This window comes from Arthrobacter sp. AIWTK1, from assembly GCF_056680535.1.
Map to the genome: position 1 here is coordinate 2,393,813 of NZ_CM155287.1, position 17,925 is coordinate 2,411,737.

A 17,925-nucleotide genomic window follows, 5' to 3' on the forward strand; every position below is an offset into this window, starting at 1 on the left:
GCGCCACCCCGCACACTTCCACCCATTTCAAGGCTGCTTAGGAGCACCACACACCATGACTGACGCACGGGCGGACCTGCCAGACGGAAAACGCAAGGTAACGCTGTACCGCAACGGTTCTGTCTACACCGCCGCCGACCCCTTTGCCACCGCCATTCTGGTGGACGGTGACACCGTGGCGTGGGTCGGTTCGGAGCAGGCGGCAACGTCGATCGCGGATTCGTCCATGGACGTCATCGACCTTCAGGGCGCACTGCTGGCCCCCGGCTTCGTCGATTCACATGTGCACCTGACGGAAACAGGCATTGCCCTGGACTCGCTGCAGCTGGGGAAGGTGCATTCAGCGGCCGAAATGCTGGATGCCGTAGCTGCCTCCGTGGCGGCAAAGCCAGTCGACGCCAGCACAACAGTGCTCGGCCACGGCTGGGACGAGAGCGGCTGGGCGGATCAGTCGCTGCCCAGCCGTGAGGAACTGGAGCGGGCAGCGGGCGGCCGTCGCGTGTATCTGTCGCGGGTGGACGCCCATTCCGCCCTGGTGTCGTCCTCGCTGGCCGAGTCAGCGGGACTGGCCGGCCTGGATGGCTTTTCGTCCGGCAGCCAGGTAAAGGGCCGCGCCCACACGTCAGCCAGGCTTGCTGCGCGGCAATTGCCGGACGACGTACTGCAAAGCTTTCAGGCACGGGCCCTGGCCGAAGCCGCCGCCAACGGCTACGTGGCCGTGGCCGAAATGGCGGCGCCGCATATCGGCAGCGCTGCGGACCTGCGGATTGCAGCCGGGTGGAACAGCCCGGAGGGTTCACGGAAGGCCGTGCCTGAAGTACTCCCGTACTGGGGCCAGCTGGCCGGGTCCGAGGACGAGGCCCGCGGCATCCTCGAAAGCCTGGGGGCCGGTGTGCGCGGCCTCGCCGGGGACCTGAACATTGACGGATCCCTGGGTTCCCGCACTGCCGCCCTGCGGGACGACTACAGCGATGCCCCGGGGGAGCGGGGCAGCCTCTACTTGTCCGTCGACGAAGCAGCAGCCCATCTGGCAGCGTGCTCGCTGCTGGGCATTCAGGCCGGGTTCCACGTCATTGGCGACGCCGGACTCGATGCGGCGTTGGACGCCCTGGACCAGGCAGCAGCCGACGTGGGGGAGCAGCGGGTCAGGGCAGCCGGCCACCGGTTCGAGCATGTGGAAATGGCCGATCCAGGGGCAATCAGCCGGCTCGCCAAGTACTCAGTGACCGTCAGCGTGCAACCGGGATTCGACGCCATCTGGGGCGGACCGGGCCGCCTCTACCACGAACGGCTGGGGCACCGGGAGCGCGGTATGAACGCCTTCGCATCCTTCTACGCGGCGGGGGTGCCCATCTGCTTCGGCAGCGACAGCCCGGTCACGCCGTTTAGCCCCTGGGCCAGTGTCCGTGCCTGCCTTGAGCACAGCAACCCGGACCAGCGCATCTCAGCCCGTGCGGCGTTCCTCGGCCATACAAGGGCCGGCTGGCGGGCAGCCAAGTACAGCAATCCAATGGCCGGACAGCTGGTTCCAGGTGCGCCAGCCAGCTTTGCTGTCTGGGAAGTGGAGGAACTCATGGTGCAGGTTGCCGACGGCCGGGTGCAGTCGTGGAGCACGGACCCCCGGGCACGAACACCTTTGCTCCCCGCGCTGGACACCGGCGCCAGCCCGGTATGCCTGCAGACCGTCCGGGACGGGAAAGAGTTGTTCACAAACGGCTCCCTGCAGTCATAGACGGGAAAGCTACCGGCGCGCCGTATGCCACTGACCTGCGGTAACACCTAAAACCGCACGTCAAGCGCGGGTTGACACTCCGGGGCCTGTCCGTAGCATTGAGTCGCAACGGACGGATCCACAGTCGAAGGGCTCCGTCTGGCCACGTGACCTTCCAGCAGGATCCTTAGCCCGGGACTGCCGGCAGGCCAGACTGTGGCAGTCCCAGGGGCAGGTCCACTTCGCAGCAGAAAACAGTTCCGCCGAGGCATATCGCATCCGTCCGAAACTGGCCCGAGGCGCGTGGACCTGCCCGCGGCTCCCCGTGGACGGCGCCCGGAGTGCGCAAACTCCCTATAATGGTGACTTGCGCCTTAAAGCCGGCAGTCCTGTTGAGCTTCCTGGCGCGTGACCGCTCCCATCAAGGAAAGGGCCCCGCTGTGCGTGTCCTCACCATCATCCCCACCTACAACGAGCTGGAATCGTTGCCCAAGACACTCGCGCGCCTGCGTGCGGCGGTCCCGGCTTCCGATGTGCTGGTGGTGGACGACAACAGCCCGGACGGAACCGGACGGCTGGCGGACGGCATCGCGGCTGAGGACAGCCAGGTCCACGTCCTGCACCGTGAAGGCAAGGCCGGATTGGGCGCTGCCTATATCGCCGGTTTCAAGTGGGGGCTGGAGGCCGGGTACGACATCCTCGTGGAAATGGACGCCGACGGCTCACACCAGCCCGAGCAGCTGCAGCAGCTCCTTGACGCGGTGGAAGAGGGCGCCGACCTGGCCATGGGTTCCCGCTGGGTGCCGGGCGGCAGCGTGGTCAACTGGCCGCTGTACAGGCAGGCAATCTCACGCATCGGCAGCACGTACGCCCGGCTTATGCTCGGCATCAGGATCAAGGACGTCACCGGCGGGTACCGTGCCTTCCGGCGCACCACGCTTGAGAAGCTCAACCTCGACCAGGTGGACTCCGTGGGCTACGGGTTCCAGGTGGACCTCGCCTGGCGTGTGGCCAAGATGGGCCTGAAGATCGTGGAACGCCCCATCACCTTCGTGGAGCGCGAACTCGGCGCCTCCAAGATGAGCGGAAACATTGTGGTGGAAGCCATGATCAACGTGACCAAATGGGGACTTACCGCCCGGTGGCAGAAGCTGACGGGCCGGGGTTCCGCCGCGGCCTAGGCGAGAGTTGCGAAGGTCCCGCGGCCGCCGGAAAGGGCAGGCCGAAGCAACCGGGCCCCATACACCAAAGGGCTGGGCCCGTAACCTCCCATGGAGGCTACGGGCCCAGCCCTTTGTCCTGCGCTTTGGTCTGCGCCGGGCCTAAGCCGAGCGCCGTTCGCCGCGGCGTTCCCGCAGAATGGTCAGGCGGTCTTCGAGGATCTGCTCGAGCTCAGGCAGTGAACGGCGTTCCAGGAGCATGTCCCAGTGCGTGCGGACGGCCTTCTCGTTGCTGTTGACGGGGCGTTCGCCGTCGACGAGCAAGGCTTCCTTGCCGGTCTTCGAAACCCACACCGGGGGGATCTCGGCTTCGGAAGAGAAGGTGACGAAGACCTGCTCGCCGTCCTCGCAACGGTACTCAACCCGCTGGCGCGGAGCCGGCTCAACGCCGGATTCCGTCTCCATGCTCTGTGCGCCAAGACGCATGCCCCGAAGGCTGCGATCGCTCATGATTTCTCCCTTTGGTCGGTTCGCGGAGTCAGGCTCCGCGCTAGCCGGGGCAGCTCACGCCTCGGACTACTGTTTGCACTGCGCTGCATCAATAAATACAACGCTTTGCCAAGCTTGGTTGTTCCAGCAGGCCTGAACCAGCCGGACAAATATACTATTATACGGGCTTCCGTCCCGGCGAGTAAAGCGGGGACTCCCGGGACAAGTTCATCCGGGACGAAACCGGGGGAGGCACCCGCAATGCGGATACCTCCCCTGGTCGTAGGTTGACGGGGTTGCCTACAGCGGCTGGCCCGAGGTGTTTGGTTCGGCACCGCCAGGCCGGGCCTCGGTGGCAGCATTAGTACCGGCGGCCGCGTCGAAAAGGCCGCCGCTGCGGGGGTCCGGATTGGTGCCTCCAAGGGCGTTGCCGATGCCCTTCAGCGCTTCGCCGACTTCGCTGGGGATGATCCACAGCTTGTTGGAGGAACCTTCGGCCAGCTTGGGCAGTGTCTGCAGGTACTGGTACGCCAGGAGCTTCTGGTCAGGGTTGCCCTTGTGGATTGCGTCGAACACCTTCTGGATGGCTTGGGCTTCGCCGTCTGCACGGAGGATGGCAGCCTTGGCGTCACCTTCGGCCTTGAGGATGGAGGACTGGCGCTGGCCTTCCGCGGTGAGGATGGCCGACTGTTTGGTGCCCTCGGCGGTGAGGATGGCAGCGCGCCGGTCACGTTCCGCCCGCATCTGCTTCTCCATCGAGTCCTGGATGGAGTGGGGCGGATCAATGGCCTTCAGCTCCACCCGGGAAACGCGGATGCCCCAGCGGCCGGTCGCTTCGTCCAGGACGCCGCGAAGCTGGCCGTTGATCTGGTCGCGGGAGGTCAGGGCCTCTTCGAGGTTGAGGCCGCCGACGACGTTTCGCAGCGTGGTGGTGGTGAGCTGTTCCACCGCCTGGATGTAATTGGCAATCTCGTACGTAGCTGCCCGCGCGTCCGTGACCTGAAAATAGACCACGGTGTCAATGGAGACAACGAGGTTGTCCTCGGTGATGACCGGCTGCGGGGGAAAAGAGACAACCTGCTCGCGAAGGTCCAAAAGCGGCAGGAGCCTGTCCACGAAGGGAATCAGGATGGTGAGTCCGGGCAGCAGTGTCCGCTGGTACTTACCTAGTCGTTCCACGACGCCGGCGCGGGCTTGCGGGACAATCCGCACCGACCGGACCAGCACTATTATTACGAACGCTACGAGAACCAGCAGCACGATTGTGACTGCGATATCCATACATCACCTATTCCCCAGTTATGTGTCTTGCCATGTGTTGCGGCGGTGCCCTGCCGCCTGCCCGGCGCCGGTGGCGGCCGCCGGGAGAGTGTGACTGCTGGTATTACTGGACGGCTGTTTCCGGCTGCGGCGCCACCACGGCGGTGGCCCCTTCGATGGCGGAAACCACCACACGTTGCCCGGCGTTGAGGACTCCGTTCTCCGAACGTGCGCTCCAGACGTCCCCGCCGATCTTGACCAGGCCGGAGGACGTGCTGACGGTCTCCATGACGAGGGCGGATTCGCCAATCAGGCGGTCGATGTTGGTCCGCTGTTCCGCAGGGCCCTTTTTCAGGTGTTTGAGCGCAACGGGACGAACAAAGACCACCATCAGCAGGGAAACGACGCAGAAGACGACAATCTGCAGCCAGAAGTCGGCGCCGGCGAAGTCAGCCAGCAGGCCCGCCAGGGCCCCGCCTCCGAGCATGATGAAGAAGAGATCCAGCGTCAGCATCTCCACCACGGCAAACGTCAGGAATACGGTGAGCCACAGTGCCCACCAGTTCTCGCCGAGCCATTCGAACATGCGCTCCCCCTTTGTTTCCGGGGCCGCGGACGCAGGCCCTCAGTAACTGTCCTTCCATCCTAGACCGAAGGTGCGGGGCTTAGGAGGCGGCCCGGAGGGACGTCCCGAAAGTAGTCAAGTCGTTATGCGGGCGGCGGCGTCAGGGGCTCAAATACGCTGATCCGGAACCGGGCTGAGACCTTTGTCAGCGGCGGCAGGGCGGCGGTGATGGCGTCCAGCGCCGTCGGGTCCAGGTGGTGGCCGGCGGGACCCATCAGGGCAAGGTGGCCGACGTCCGCGGGTTCAAGCCCAAGGTCGAGGTCCATCTCCCGTGTGGAGTGCGGAGCGAAATGTCCTTCGAGGGAGGCGGCAAGCCGCTCCTCCTTGGCGGGTTCAATGCCGAGCATGCCGGTTTGTCCGGCGATTTCCGCCAGGTGGCCGGGGCGCGGGGTCACCACGATCAGCCGGCCGCCGGGACGAAGCACACGGGCGAATTCCGCAGCGTTCCTCGGGGCGAAGACCACCGTGACGACGTCGACGGCCGCGTCAGCGACCGGAAGCGGTTGCCAGACGTCGCAGACCAGGTTCACGGCATCGGGATTCAGCCGGGCGGCACGCCGCAGCGCGAACTTGGATATATCCAGTCCGACGGCGGAGGCGGGGTTGGCGTCCAATATTGCCTTCAGGTAATGGCCGGTCCCCGTACCGGCGTCGAGTACCGCGGCGTGCGGCCCGCGCAGCGCGGGCGTTGCCAGTTCCGCAACTGCCTCCGCCAGTGGCTTGTAGTGCCCCTCGGACAGGAAGTCGAAGCGGGCGGCCACCATGGCAGCGGTATCGGCTTCGAAGACGGTCCCCTTGCCCACCAGCAAGTTGAAATAGCCCTGCCTGGCAGCGTCAAAGCTGTGGCCCTCCGCGCAGGCCAGCCGGTAGCCGCCCAGGGCGGGGACCAGGCTGTTCCTGCAGACGGGGCACAGGAGGGATCGGGCGGCGTCGGGGAGCATGCAACCCATCCTAGGGGCCCTGGCGGCGGCCGGCTCCCGGCGCCCGACCGCCAGGAGCCCCGGGTCCCGGCAGCAGGGTCCGGCGCGGCGTGAGTTATTTCACAGACCATGCACGAGCCGTTAGGCTCACACACGTGAAACCTGAACATCTGCCCCTGCTGAAGTCCGTTTCCGCCCCCGCCGTCCATCCAGACGGCAGCCGGGCCGTGGTCTCGGCCATCCGCCCGGATTTCGACGCCGACACCTACGTGGGCCAGTTGTGGACCGTGCCGCTGGACCCCGGGAAGCTGCCCCGCCGGCTGACCCGCGGCTTCCGCGACACCGCCCCGGCTTTTTCACCGGACGGCCTCGTGCTGGCTTTCCTGCGGGCAACTGCCGACGGGAAACCTCAGCTTTACGTCGTGGAGGCAACCGGCGGCGAACCCCAGGTCCTGACCAACGCCAAACTCGGTGTTTCATCCTTCGCCTGGTCACCCGACTCCCACAGCATCGTCTTCGGCGCCAGGACGCCGGACGACGGCCGGTACGGCACCCTGGACGGCGTCTCCGCCGGGGCCGAGGACGCGCGGCTCATCACGGACTTCAAATACAGGATGAACGGCGTCGGGTACACGGCGGACAAACCGCTCCAGCTCTTCATCGTGGACGTACCCGAGCTGGACGACGAACCACGCGTCGCGCCGTCAGGGCGTGCTCTGCACGCACGAAAGACCGCCGCGACGGGTACCGGAGCGGAATCCGGTCCGGTACCGGACGCCGACACCGCCGACACGCTGCTCCCGCCGGCCCGGCAGCTGACGTTCGCGGCAACTGACCATAGCGGCGAATCGTTCAGCGCGGACGGTCGTTGCGTGTACTTCATTGCCGCGCTTCATGAGGGCAGCGACGACGACCTTGAGACCGGCGTCTACCGGGTTTCCGTCTCCGGAGGAGAACCGGAACCCGTCAGGGCTGCCAACAGCGGCCGCCAGACAGTGGGCGCGGCACGCCAGTCCAGGAACGGGAAGTGGCTGTTCTACACCGCCCAGGAACTAGGCGAATCCGGCAAGGACTTCGTGGCGCGCAATACGGCTCTTTACGTGATGCCGGCTGCCGGCGGCGACGCCAGTGTCCTGAGTGACGTCGAAATGATGGATCTCTCGGGCGCAGCCGCCGGACTGGAGCTCCGCGGACCTGAGTCGGTCTTGATGCTGAACAACGCGCAGGGCACGGTGGAGCTTCTGGAGTTCGGGGCCACGGGGAACCACTCACTCCTGGTTCATGGCGACCGGGTTGTCACCGGCGCCGCCTCGGCCGCCGGCTCAGTGTTCGTCAGTTTCGCCGACCCGGCCACTGCGGGCGACGTCGCGGCCCTGGAGGACGGACAGCTGCGCCTGTTGACGGATTTCTCGGCGGAACTGCGGCTTCAGGCCGAGATCATCGAGCCACGGGCGCTGACCTTCGATGCGGCTGACGGCTATCCGGTCCACGGCTGGCTGGTGCTGCCGCCCGGGAAAGGTCCGCACCCGGTGCTGCTCAACATCCACGGCGGCCCCTTCGCGCAATACACTGTGGCCCTGTTCGACGAGGCCCAGGTGTACGCCGCTGCCGGTTACGCGGTGCTTATGTGCAACCCCCGGGGCTCTGCCGGCTACGGCCAGGCCCACGGGCGGGCCATCAAGGAAAAGATGGGCACCGTTGACATGCAGGACGTGCTGTCCTTCCTCGACGGCGCCCTGACAAAGTTCCAGGAGCTCGACGGCGGTGCCCTCGGGATCATGGGGGGCTCCTACGGCGGATACCTCACGGCGTGGACCATTAGCCAGGACCACCGTTTCAAGGCGGCCGTCGTGGAGCGCGGCTTCCTGGATCCGGTCAGCTTCATCGGCTCCTCGGATATCGGCTGGTTCTTCGGCGGCGAGTACACCGGCACCTCGGCCGAGCAGATGGCGGCCCAAAGTCCCATGGCCACGGTCCGCAACGTGCGCACGCCCTCGCTGGTGGTGCACAGTGAAGAGGACCTCCGTTGCCCCGTGGAACAGGGCCAGCGTTACTTCACCGCGCTGAAGCAGCAGGGTGTGGACGCGGCGTTCCTCGTGTTCCCGGGCGAAAACCACGAACTCTCCCGTTCCGGCACCCCGCACCACCGGAAGCAGCGCTTCGAGGAGATCCTGCGCTGGTGGTCCCGTTACCTGCCCACGGCGGCCAACAGCCAATTGTCCTAGTCGGCGGGCCGGCCCGGCAGAAAACCCAATTCCTGCCGGGCGAGGCCGATGTCCGGATGCGCCCAGCGGGCACCGTATTCGGCATTGTTGCTGAGAGAGCGCAACTCAGCCTTGTCCACGTAGAGGATTCCCTGCAGGTGGTCTGTCTCGTGCTGCACGATCCGCGCCTGCCACCCGGAGAAATCCTGCCGTCGCGCGGTTCCGGCGGGGTCGCTGAAATTGAGGCGCACGGTTTCGTGACGCGACACCACGGCCTGCAGGCCCTGGAGCGAAAGGCACCCTTCATAAAACGCCGCGGTGCCCGTCCCCAGCGGGGAGTACGAAGGGTTGATGACCGCAAAGAACTCCAGCGGTGACCGGTGGCGGACGGCCGACGTCTCGGCGTCGACGTCGTACTGGTCCTCCAGGACCGCAAGCTGCAGGGGTATGCCGAGCTGCGGCGCGGCCAGACCGACGCCCGGCGCGTCATGCATCACCTCACGCATCAGGGCGATCAGCGCCGCAAGTTCAGCGCCATCCAGTTGGCCGTCGTACGGGGCGGCCTGTTGCCGGAGCACCGGATGGCCGGCCTGGACAATGGGGGGAAGCCCGCCTGTTTCGAGGATTTCCTGGACAGTCTCCCTGATCCGGGCGGTGCTGAACGGCGTGGGGTTGGCTACATGAAGCATGGGAAAATCCTAGTGGGCTGTTCAGGCCGCTGTGACGAATTCGTGGATCCGGGCCTTCAGGAGGGTTCCGGCAGCAACCTTGAGCACACCTTTCCGGCCGCCGGCATCAACGCGGAGCGGCAGCAGGGTGCCCACCTTGTCCTCCGCGACAGCGTGCGGATCGCAGCGGGCAGGTCGGATGCGGAGACGCAACTCCAGGGGACCCGCGCCGGCAGCAACCGCCAAGCCGCGAGGCCAGGGGCTCTCCGGTGCTTCGGCCAGAAGAGTGGTGCCCTCGATGCGTTCAATAATCAGTGTGCGTAGTGTTCCGGGACCGGCTGCGCGCGGCGTGACCTGAAGGCGTACGACGGCGGTGCGGCCGTCCGCCGCAGCCTCCAGGTCCGGGGCCAGGCCTATGTCGGCAATCTGCCCGGCGTCCTGCGCGAGGCACAGCTCAGAATGGTTCCGGGCCAGGACTCCGAACGGGTCCGCAGCCGGCAGGTGCTCCTCGCTGGTTGTGGAGCCCTGCCGGACGGATACAGTCACTTCGGCCGGCGCGGCGCCGGAGCCGGCGTCCGCCTCGTTATCCGTCCCGGGTCTATCGGTCCCCGGCCGGCCGCAGGAAGGTGCAGGCAGCCTGGCCGGCAGGCTCTTGGTCTGGCCCGGCGGCACCTCGGTGCCCTCCGGCCGCGCCCGCCAGGCGGTGCCCGCCGGGAACAGCGGGCTCGAGACTTCGGCGCTGAGGACCGTGACCGGCACGTTCCGTGCATTGCTGATCTGGATCTCGATGACCTGCGTGCCGTAGTTGTCCCTGAACTGGCTGAGCCCTGCGGTCAGCGGAGCGGGCGCCGGCGGAGGGGGACTGCAACCTTGCACGGCCGGAACCGCCATCAGGCCACCCAGAGCGAGGACGGCAGCCGCGAACCGCCGTCGACCCGCCTGCAGGACGCCGTTCATGCCAGCAGTCTAAGGCCGGTGCCCGGGGTCGTCGTGCGGACGGGTCGCCCGGCCGCTGGCAGGCAGGCAACCGGCACTGAAAACAGTCGCCGGCCAATGGACTACCCTCGTTGCATGACTGAACAGACGCCGCTCACCTGTGTCCTTGGATTCGTCCGCGCCATTGAGGCAGGCGGCGGCTCCGCTGACGTGGACGGATTCCTGGCAGAGGACTTCACACTGGTGGAAGCGCCGCACGTGCTTGCTCCGGAGGGATCCACGCGCAGCCGCGAGCAGGTGCTGGCAGGTGCCGAGCAAAGCCGCCAGGTGGTGTCCAACCAGAGGTTCGACGTTCGGCGGACCACCTGCGAAGGAAACCGCGTTGTACTGGAAGTGGACTGGTCCGCCACGCTGTTGATGGATCTCCGCTATTGGAACGCGGGCGAAACCGTCCGGGCACGGACCACATCGGTCTTCGAGGTCCGCGAAGGCCGGATCACCAGCCAGGACAGTTACGACTGCTATTTCACCGGTGACGCCGATGCGGAACAGGCAGCTGCCGGGTCAACCGACGGGAGTCCTAGTGCATGGTAAACCGGGCGGCAACGCTTGAATTGATGGCCGGCACACTGGCGGCGCATCCGATCAGCCGGTTCCGGACCTGCCACAGCTGGCGCGGGAGCGGCCTGCCCAGGGCCATGTTGATTTCGGACTGCCGGGCAGCCCTCGCAGCCGCCCGCAGCCGGTGGCGATCAAAGGACCTGAGTTCCCGTTCGCGGGCAGTGTGCGCCAACTGGCTAAGGATGAGCGGTGCCAGTTCAGCAGCGTCCAGCCAGCCCAGGTTCATGCCCTGGCCGCCGATAGGGCTGATTTCATGGGCGGCATCACCGATGAGTGAAATCCGGCCGTGGATCATGCGGTTCACCAGTCGTGAGCGGACGCCAAAACTGCTCAGCATCGAATTGCTGCCGGCGTCGACGGCGATCCCGGTCCGATCCCGCACGATCCGCGCCAAGATACCGGCGGTAGGCGGCTCCGGCAGGGCTTCCGGCAGCCGGGCCACCCAACGACGCACTCCGCCCGGCAGCGGAAAGGACTCCACGATTCCGGGTACCTCCAGGAAAAGAGCCGCGTCGGGGCCGAACGCCGTGCCGTCGGCGAAGTCGCCCATCAGGTACCTGTCGGGATACATCTTCAGCGGGGCCGGGGTTCCCAGCAGGTGCCGGACGGTGGAGCGGACCCCGTCCGCGGCCACGGCCAGGGAGGCATGGATCCTAGATTCCCCGGCGGCGGTGAGGACGTCCACCGCAACTGCGGAGCCGTCGTCGTGGATTCCCGTCACGGTAAACCCGCGGTTTATCGCCCCGCCGTCCAGCTCCCTGACGCGCCGCTCCAGGGCGGCTTCTGTGCGTACCTGCGGGACTGACAGCACAAAAGGGTAGCGGCCGGACACGGAGTCAAAGGACATGCCGGCCACTTCCACGCCGCCGCCGATGGCAACGCCGCGGCGGATCGCCACACCCTCCTCCACCAGGCCTGCCGCGACTCCGGTCCGGTCGAGTGCTTCCAGCGACGGAGGATGGATGCCGATGGCGCGGGAGTGGGTGTCCGCTACCGCGCGGCGCTCCAGGACGCGGACCGACACGCCCTGCTGCAGCAGGAGGGCCGCCAGGTACAGCCCCACCGGTCCGCCGCCCACTACGACGACGTCAATCATCTCGTGTGTTCCGGTTCAGGTCGGCCCGGTTCAGGGTGAGGAGGTTGCGGAACGGCAAGCGCGGCGCCACGGCCCAGCCCGGGGGAGCTGCGGCCTGGAGTTCCGCAGTTGTGTAGCTGCGGCGGATGGAGGTCAGTCCGTCTTCCCGAATGAAGGAACCGGGGAACGGCCATGATGCCGCGTAGAAGAGTGCATAGGCGGCCGGGCTGCGGCGTATGTCGTTGTGGAGGACGCTGCCGCGGGACAGCAGCGCCGACTCGGCGAGGAACTGCGGCAGCTCCGACGCGCCCAGGTGGTGCAGCACGTGGTTGGAGACGACGACGTCGTAGCGTTCCCCTTCGGCCGCCAGTTCGGCAGTGGACGCCTGCCGAAAGGTCACCCCGCCGACGCGCCTGCGGCGCCGGGCGAACTCGAAGGCACGACGGTCCGGGTCTATGGCGGTGATCTCCAGCTTCAGCCGGTCCCCGGCCGCCCACGCCGCCAGCAGTACCGGCACGTCCCCGCCGCCGCAGCCGATGTCCAACAAGGTGGTCACCCTGCTGGCCGAAAGGACCGGCCGGAGGTGCGTCCGGTAGATTCCGCGCCATCCGGCCACCGCCCTGTTGACCACGGAAAATTGTGCGTAGGTACGGTCCAGCCGCTCAGGATCACAGCCTGGACGGTCCATTTCCTCCACTGCGTGGACGTCGCGCTGACGCAGCATTCCCAGGGCCGCCGCCACGTGCATGGCCATCAGATGAGCGACGGCTCTGTCCGTGCTGCGGCTTCCTCCGTCCCGGACGACTCCCGGGCCGCCGCGGGCGACGCTTCCGGCTGCGGGATGCGCACCTTGGTGAACATCGCCGTTTCCACCGTCAGGCCCGGTCCGAACGCCATGGAGCACACGCGTTCATCGCCCTCCTGCGGCGGGAGCCCGGCAATGTGCTTGAGGACGAAGAGCACCGTAGCGCTGCTCATGTTGCCGAAGTTGCGGAGTGTTTCGCGGGCCGGAACAAGCTGCTCGTCCGTGAGCTCGAGCCGGGACTGCACCTTGTCCAGGATGCTGCGCCCGCCGGGGTGGATGGCCCAGTGGGTGATGTTCCGATAGGGGAGTCCCCGCAGTGTTTCGTCGCGCGAAAGCAGCGGCTCAAGCGCCCCGATGATGTGGTCGTCAATGATGTGCGGGACATAGTTGCCCAGCACCATCTCGAAGCCTTCGTCGCCGATGTTCCACGCCATGGATTCCTCGCCGACGGGAGTGAGCACAGTCTCGAAGTGGTCCAGCTGCAACAGCGGGCTTCCTTCCGGAATGTCCCTGGCCGAGATGACAGCAGCCGCGGCTCCGTCGGCAAATAAGGCCGAGCCCATGATGGTGTCCGGGTCGTTGGAGGTGCGGACGTGGAGCGAACAGAGCTCGGCGCAGACCACCAGGACAACGGCGTCCGGGTCTGCCTCGCAGAAGGACTTGGCGGCGCGCAACGCCGGAAACGCCGCGTAGCAGCCCATGAAGCCCAGGTGGTAGCGCTGCACGGCCGGATTCAAACCCAGGGCACGGACGATCTTGTAGTCCGGACCGGGGTTGAAGAACCCGGTGCACGAGACTGTCACGAGGTGGGTTATGTCAGCTGCCTCGATACCGGCACAGGCATCCAGCGCGGCCTTGGCGGATTCCACGAAGAGCTTGGTGGCTTCGCGGCCGAAGATGTCGTTCCGGACCTTCGTGCTGGGACTCAGTACAAGGCCGGTATCCGGGTCAAAGAACTGCGGATCGTCCGCACGGCTGTCCCGGGTGAGCTCGGTGACGGCCGTGTACCGGGTGTCGATGGCTGCGGAATCAAAACAGGTATTGACCAGCCGGGAACCCAGCCTGGTAAGCCCTGGCTGGGCGGCGAACACATCGCGGGCCTCAGATTGAATGAGTACGGTGGGCGGGACAGCAGTTTCGAGGGACCTCATGTAGACCGTCATGGTTCATTCTCAGTGAGCATCGCCCTTAAGACAATGGTGGTTACCAAACGGTACGGCGCCCCGGAGGACCGCCCAAAGCTGGTTAGATTGAACCGGGCGACGCCGGCGGAACCCTCGCCGGCTGCCCGGATGAGCAGATGGAGACACGATGAGCATGGCCACCCAGACGGACCCGCAGTCGCCAGCGCAGCACGTGGCCGACAGCCACGATTTGATCCGCGTGCAGGGCGCACGCGAGAACAACCTCAAGGACATCAGCCTTGAGATCCCGAAGCGCCGGCTGACAGTGTTCACGGGTGTCTCCGGCTCGGGCAAGAGCTCCCTGGTGTTCGCCACGATCGCCGCCGAGTCGCAACGGATGATCAATGAGACCTACAGTGCATTCGTGCAGGGCTTCATGCCGACGCTGGCGCGGCCGGACGTCGACCTGCTCGAAGGCCTGACGACGGCGATCATTGTGGACCAGGAGCGGATGGGTGCCAACCCCCGCTCCACCGTGGGCACCGCCACGGACGCCAACGCAATGCTGCGCATCCTTTTCAGCCGGCTGGGCACTCCGCATATTGGGCCGCCCACGGCTTTCTCCTTCAACGTCCCGACGCGGAAGGCAAGCGGGGTGATGAGCACCGAGAAGGGCGGCCGGGTAGAGAAGAGTGTGGTGCAGAACGCGGTCTACCTCGGCGGCATGTGTCCGCGCTGCGAGGGCATGGGCTCGGTCTCCGATTTCGATCTCACGGCGCTCTACGACGACAGCAAGTCGCTCGGCGGGGGTGCCCTGACCGTCCCCGGCTACAGCATGGACGGGTGGTACGGCCGTATCTTCAGCGGCGCCGGCTTCGACATGAACAAGCCGATCGCGAAGTTCACCAAGAAGGAGTTGGACGATCTTCTCTATAAGGAGCCGACCAAGATCAAGGTCGAGGGAATCAACCTCACCTACGAGGGCTTGATCCCGAAGATCCAGAAGTCGATGCTCTCCAAGGACGTCGACGCGATGCAGCCCCACATCCGGGCTTTCGTGGAGCGTGCCATCACCTTCCAGGCCTGCCCCGAGTGCGACGGCACGCGGCTCAGCCCGGAAGCAAGGTCCTCGAAGATCCAGGGCAGGAACATCGCCGACCTGTGCGGGATGCAGATCAGCGACCTGGCGGCGTGGGTCCGTGACCTCAAGGAGCCCTCGGTCGCTCCGCTCCTGAAAGGCCTGCAGCACCTGCTCGACTCGTTCGCCGAAATCGGGCTGGGTTACCTCTCGCTGGACCGGCCTGCGGGCACGCTTTCCGGGGGAGAGGCACAGCGGACCAAGATGATCCGGCACCTGGGCTCGTCCCTTACGGACATCACCTATGTCTTCGACGAGCCGACGATCGGCCTCCACCCGCATGACATCGAACGGATGAACCAGCTGCTGCTGCAGCTGCGTGACAAGGGCAACACCGTACTCGTCGTCGAGCACAAACCGGAGACCATCGCCATCGCCGACCACGTCGTTGACCTCGGCCCCGGCGCAGGCACCGAAGGCGGCAGCGTCTGCTTCGAGGGAAACATTGAGGGGCTGCGGGGGAGCGACACCATCACCGGCCGCCACCTCGACGACCGGGCCACCGTCAAGGCTTCCGTGCGCACGCCGTCCGGCACGCTCGAGGTGCGGGATGCCTCAACGCATAACCTTCAGGACGTAAACGTCGACATTCCGCTCGGCGTACTCTGCGTCCTGACGGGAGTCGCGGGTTCGGGCAAGAGTTCGCTGATCCAGGGTTCGGTAGCCGGCCGCGGCGGTGTCGTGGTGATCGACCAGGGCGCCATCAAGGGATCGCGCCGCAGCAACCCGGCGACGTACACCGGCCTTCTCGAACCCATCCGCAAAGCGTTCGCGAAGGCCAACGGGGTGAAGCCGGCGCTCTTCAGCTCCAACTCCGAGGGTGCCTGCCCCACCTGCAACGGCGCCGGTGTGATCTTCACGGAATTGGGCGTCATGGCCACCGTCGAGTCCGTCTGCGAAGACTGCGAGGGCAGGAGGTTCCAGGCGTCAGTCCTGGAATATCAACTGGGCGGCCGCAACATCGCCGAAGTGCTGGCAATGTCCATGACCGAAGCCGAGGCCTTCTTCGGCGAAGGCGAGGCGCGCACGCCGGCGGCCCACAAGATCCTCGACCGACTCGTGGACGTCGGCCTCGGGTACCTGACCCTCGGCCAGCCGTTGACCACGCTGTCCGGCGGCGAGCGGCAGCGCGTCAAGCTGGCCACCCAAATGGCGGAGAAGGGCGAAGTCTACGTTCTGGACGAACCGACCACCGGCCTCCATCTCGCCGACGTCCGGAACCTGCTGGGCCTGTTGGACAGGTTGGTGGATTCCGGCAAGTCGGTCATTGTGATCGAGCATCACCAGGCCGTCATGGCGCACGCCGACTGGATTATCGACCTTGGCCCGGGCGCCGGCCACGACGGCGGCAGGATCGTCTTCGAGGGCACGCCCGCCGAGCTCGTTGACGGACGGTCGACGCTCACCGGCGAACATCTCGCGGCCTACGTGGGAGCCTGACGGGGGGAGAAGCCGCAGGCCCGCCGCAGTGCTAGCGGCCGCCCTTGGCAAGGTAGTCAGCCGCGTCGTACTGGGTGCGCAGCTCGCGGATCTTGTCGCCGTCGAACTCGAAGAACTCCGAAAACCGGACCGCGCCGCCCGGCAGTTCGGCGTCGTACAGTACAGCTGCGCCGCCTTCCCCGCTGACCGCCTGCAGGACGGCAATGCCCTTGACGTTCTCGATGAACCCCCGCACACCCTGGGCGAATCTGGTGCCGCCGGCTAGACGGCCGGCGAGCGGCCCCTCGAACACGAAGTCATCAGCCAGAAGCGGGAGCAGGTCGCGGCCATCCTGGTAAGCGTCCGCGCCTCCGCGCAGGACCGCATAGTAGCTCCTGAGGGTGGCGTGGCCTTCGATGACGGCCACTGAGGCGGTTGACATAACATCTCCTGACGTCGCGGTTTTGATGCTTGAGATAGTCAAGCGGGCGCTTGAGTATCTCAAGCACGTTTCGTCGGTTTGTTAAGACTTACGGGCAGTTTTTGCAGCGGCACGGGCGCTTGACTTGGTCCGTCAGGTTCGGCTGGGACGGCGTTCTGAGGTCGGAGGCATTAGATGAGGTGACCTGACCTGCGGTAGCCCGAATTACTTCATCCACGGGAGTTCTCGCAGCTACTTCCACTCCCGTGGTTTTAACGCCGATAATCTACATTATGTAAAGTAAATCGAATTCAGCTCCCCGGGGCGCAACGAAACGCTCCCCTTAGTACGGCTAACGAGGGAATCACCTACGGCTGACGAGGAACGCCGTGAACCGCCCGCGTTGCGCATCAGCCGATGCTTGCTGCTTCATCCAGGGTGTGCGGCTCATAGTGCTCCAGCATTTCGCGCATCGCCGTAATTTCTTGGGTGAACGTGTCTGAGGCGCGCCAGACTTCGACCTGTTCCAGGGACTCCCACGGGCCGGTGCTGATGAACCTGTTGGGAACATCGCGGTCATGCATGAGTATCGCCTTCGCCCCGGGAAAATCCTCCTGAGTCTTCCTGGCGAGGTCGCGCCAGGCCTGGACAAAGTCATTTTCCCTGCCGGGTTTCACCAACCAGATTCCAAGCGTGTAGACAGACATCGCGAGTGCCTCCAATCGTGTGCGGGGTAGGTATTCCCGATTATTGTCCGGCCGCCCGGAGCCGGATAGGGCCACATGGCATATGCCCTACTCCCCCGCGCCGATGCGGGCGCCGCTTCCTCAGGCCCCGTCGTAAGCGGCCTGAAGTTCCGAGATCTGAAGCTTCCGCATCCCCAGCATGGCCTGCATGGCGCGCTGAGCCCCCTCAGGATCCGGTCCACCCAGCAGTTGCCCCATGACGGACGGCACCACCTGCCACGAGACCCCGAACTTGTCCTTGAGCCAGCCACACTGGCCCTCCGAGCCGCCAGCTGTCAGTGCGGTCCAGTAACGGTCCACTTCTTCCTGCGAGGAGCAGCTGATCACAAAGGAGACAGCCTCAGTAAAAGTGAACACCGGCCCGCCGTTGAGGCCCAGGAACTTCCGGCCCGCAATCTCGAACTCAACGGTCATTGCCTGGCCCGCGGGTCCGGGTCCGGCATCTCCATAGCGGGCCACATTTAGGATTTTCGAGCCCTCAAAGACTGAGACGTAGAAATCCGCGGCTTCCTCGGCCTGGGTATCGAACCAAAGACAGGTGGTGATCTTTTCAGTCATCGGGTCTCCCTATATCACTGGTTTCTGTCACTGGCTTCGCCGGAG

Annotated in this window: 17 protein-coding genes; 5 read left to right on the forward strand and 12 right to left on the reverse strand. The window is 65.9% G+C overall.

Features of this window, described 5'->3' with window-relative positions:
• The first annotated feature begins 55 nt into the window (after positions 1-55).
• Positions 56-1,732 carry an amidohydrolase gene (locus tag AC1MDG_RS10925; protein WP_479803901.1) on the forward strand — a complete coding sequence of 559 codons (1,677 nt, stop codon included), beginning with the start codon at positions 56-58 and terminating at the stop codon, positions 1,730-1,732.
• A gap of 419 nt (positions 1,733-2,151) precedes the next feature.
• Positions 2,152-2,892, forward strand: a complete 741-nt coding sequence (locus AC1MDG_RS10930; RefSeq protein WP_043481650.1) for a polyprenol monophosphomannose synthase — start codon at positions 2,152-2,154, stop codon at positions 2,890-2,892.
• A gap of 141 nt (positions 2,893-3,033) precedes the next feature.
• Here the strand turns inward: AC1MDG_RS10930 and AC1MDG_RS10935 are convergent, their stop codons facing one another.
• The 4 genes from AC1MDG_RS10935 to AC1MDG_RS10950 all read right to left on the reverse strand — a co-directional run bounded on the left by AC1MDG_RS10935 (position 3,034) and on the right by AC1MDG_RS10950 (position 6,186).
• Positions 3,034-3,381 carry an RNA polymerase-binding protein RbpA gene (locus AC1MDG_RS10935; protein WP_026266329.1) on the reverse strand — a complete coding sequence of 116 codons (348 nt, stop codon included), beginning with the start codon at positions 3,379-3,381 and terminating at the stop codon, positions 3,034-3,036.
• A gap of 279 nt (positions 3,382-3,660) precedes the next feature.
• Positions 3,661-4,641, reverse strand: coding sequence for an SPFH domain-containing protein (locus AC1MDG_RS10940; protein ID WP_479803902.1), 981 nt, complete (start codon positions 4,639-4,641; stop codon positions 3,661-3,663).
• Positions 4,642-4,744: 103 nt separating this feature from the next.
• Positions 4,745-5,206, reverse strand: coding sequence for an NfeD family protein (locus AC1MDG_RS10945; protein ID WP_479803903.1), 462 nt, complete (start codon positions 5,204-5,206; stop codon positions 4,745-4,747).
• A 122-nt stretch (positions 5,207-5,328) separates the two neighbouring features.
• Positions 5,329-6,186 (reverse strand): methyltransferase domain-containing protein, encoded by an 858-nt coding sequence (locus AC1MDG_RS10950; RefSeq protein WP_479803904.1) that lies wholly within the window; start codon positions 6,184-6,186, stop codon positions 5,329-5,331.
• A gap of 134 nt (positions 6,187-6,320) precedes the next feature.
• Here AC1MDG_RS10950 and AC1MDG_RS10955 point away from each other — a divergent pair, with 134 nt between their 5' ends.
• The gene (locus AC1MDG_RS10955; RefSeq protein WP_479803905.1) at positions 6,321-8,390 is read left to right on the forward strand and encodes a S9 family peptidase; all 2,070 of its coding nucleotides are present in this window, start codon (positions 6,321-6,323) and stop codon (positions 8,388-8,390) included.
• Here AC1MDG_RS10955 and AC1MDG_RS10960 read toward each other — a convergent pair.
• A complete protein-coding gene (locus tag AC1MDG_RS10960) occupies positions 8,387-9,058 on the reverse strand; it encodes a peptide deformylase (protein ID WP_479803906.1) in 672 nt (223 codons plus the stop codon). The two genes, AC1MDG_RS10955 and AC1MDG_RS10960, sit on opposite strands and share 4 nt — an antisense overlap.
• Before the next feature lie 21 nt (positions 9,059-9,079).
• Positions 9,080-9,994: a hypothetical protein gene (locus AC1MDG_RS10965; protein WP_479803907.1), complete on the reverse strand. Its 915-nt coding sequence runs from the start codon at positions 9,992-9,994 to the stop codon at positions 9,080-9,082.
• A gap of 114 nt (positions 9,995-10,108) precedes the next feature.
• On the opposite strand from AC1MDG_RS10965, the gene AC1MDG_RS10970 reads away from it, so the two are divergent.
• Positions 10,109-10,567 carry a nuclear transport factor 2 family protein gene (locus tag AC1MDG_RS10970; protein ID WP_479803908.1) on the forward strand — a complete coding sequence of 153 codons (459 nt, stop codon included), beginning with the start codon at positions 10,109-10,111 and terminating at the stop codon, positions 10,565-10,567.
• On the opposite strand, the gene AC1MDG_RS10975 is transcribed toward AC1MDG_RS10970, so the two are convergent.
• The 3 genes from AC1MDG_RS10975 to AC1MDG_RS10985 are packed head-to-tail and all read right to left on the reverse strand — an operon-like array spanning position 10,554 to position 13,637.
• The gene (locus AC1MDG_RS10975; protein ID WP_479803909.1) at positions 10,554-11,690 is read right to left on the reverse strand and encodes an FAD-dependent oxidoreductase; all 1,137 of its coding nucleotides are present in this window, start codon (positions 11,688-11,690) and stop codon (positions 10,554-10,556) included. The genes AC1MDG_RS10970 and AC1MDG_RS10975 overlap by 14 nt on opposite strands.
• Complete coding sequence (locus AC1MDG_RS10980; protein ID WP_479803910.1) at positions 11,683-12,423, reverse strand: class I SAM-dependent methyltransferase; 741 nt, start codon at positions 12,421-12,423, stop codon at positions 11,683-11,685. The genes AC1MDG_RS10975 and AC1MDG_RS10980 overlap by 8 nt, the downstream gene beginning before the upstream one ends.
• Positions 12,423-13,637 carry a type III polyketide synthase gene (locus tag AC1MDG_RS10985; protein WP_479803911.1) on the reverse strand — a complete coding sequence of 405 codons (1,215 nt, stop codon included), beginning with the start codon at positions 13,635-13,637 and terminating at the stop codon, positions 12,423-12,425. The genes AC1MDG_RS10980 and AC1MDG_RS10985 overlap by 1 nt, the downstream gene beginning before the upstream one ends.
• A gap of 148 nt (positions 13,638-13,785) precedes the next feature.
• Here AC1MDG_RS10985 and AC1MDG_RS10990 point away from each other — a divergent pair, with 148 nt between their 5' ends.
• Positions 13,786-16,176, forward strand: coding sequence for an ATP-binding cassette domain-containing protein (locus tag AC1MDG_RS10990; protein WP_479803912.1), 2,391 nt, complete (start codon positions 13,786-13,788; stop codon positions 16,174-16,176).
• Between the two features lie 31 nt (positions 16,177-16,207).
• Here AC1MDG_RS10990 and AC1MDG_RS10995 read toward each other — a convergent pair whose 3' ends face one another.
• The 3 genes from AC1MDG_RS10995 to AC1MDG_RS11005 all read right to left on the reverse strand — a co-directional run bounded on the left by AC1MDG_RS10995 (position 16,208) and on the right by AC1MDG_RS11005 (position 17,880).
• Complete coding sequence (locus AC1MDG_RS10995) at positions 16,208-16,597, reverse strand: nuclear transport factor 2 family protein (RefSeq protein WP_479803913.1); 390 nt, start codon at positions 16,595-16,597, stop codon at positions 16,208-16,210.
• 389 nt (positions 16,598-16,986) lie between these two features.
• A complete protein-coding gene (locus AC1MDG_RS11000) occupies positions 16,987-17,283 on the reverse strand; it encodes an antibiotic biosynthesis monooxygenase family protein (protein WP_479803914.1) in 297 nt (98 codons plus the stop codon).
• A gap of 120 nt (positions 17,284-17,403) precedes the next feature.
• Complete coding sequence (locus tag AC1MDG_RS11005) at positions 17,404-17,880, reverse strand: VOC family protein (RefSeq protein WP_479803915.1); 477 nt, start codon at positions 17,878-17,880, stop codon at positions 17,404-17,406.
• Positions 17,881-17,925: the final 45 nt, after the last annotated feature.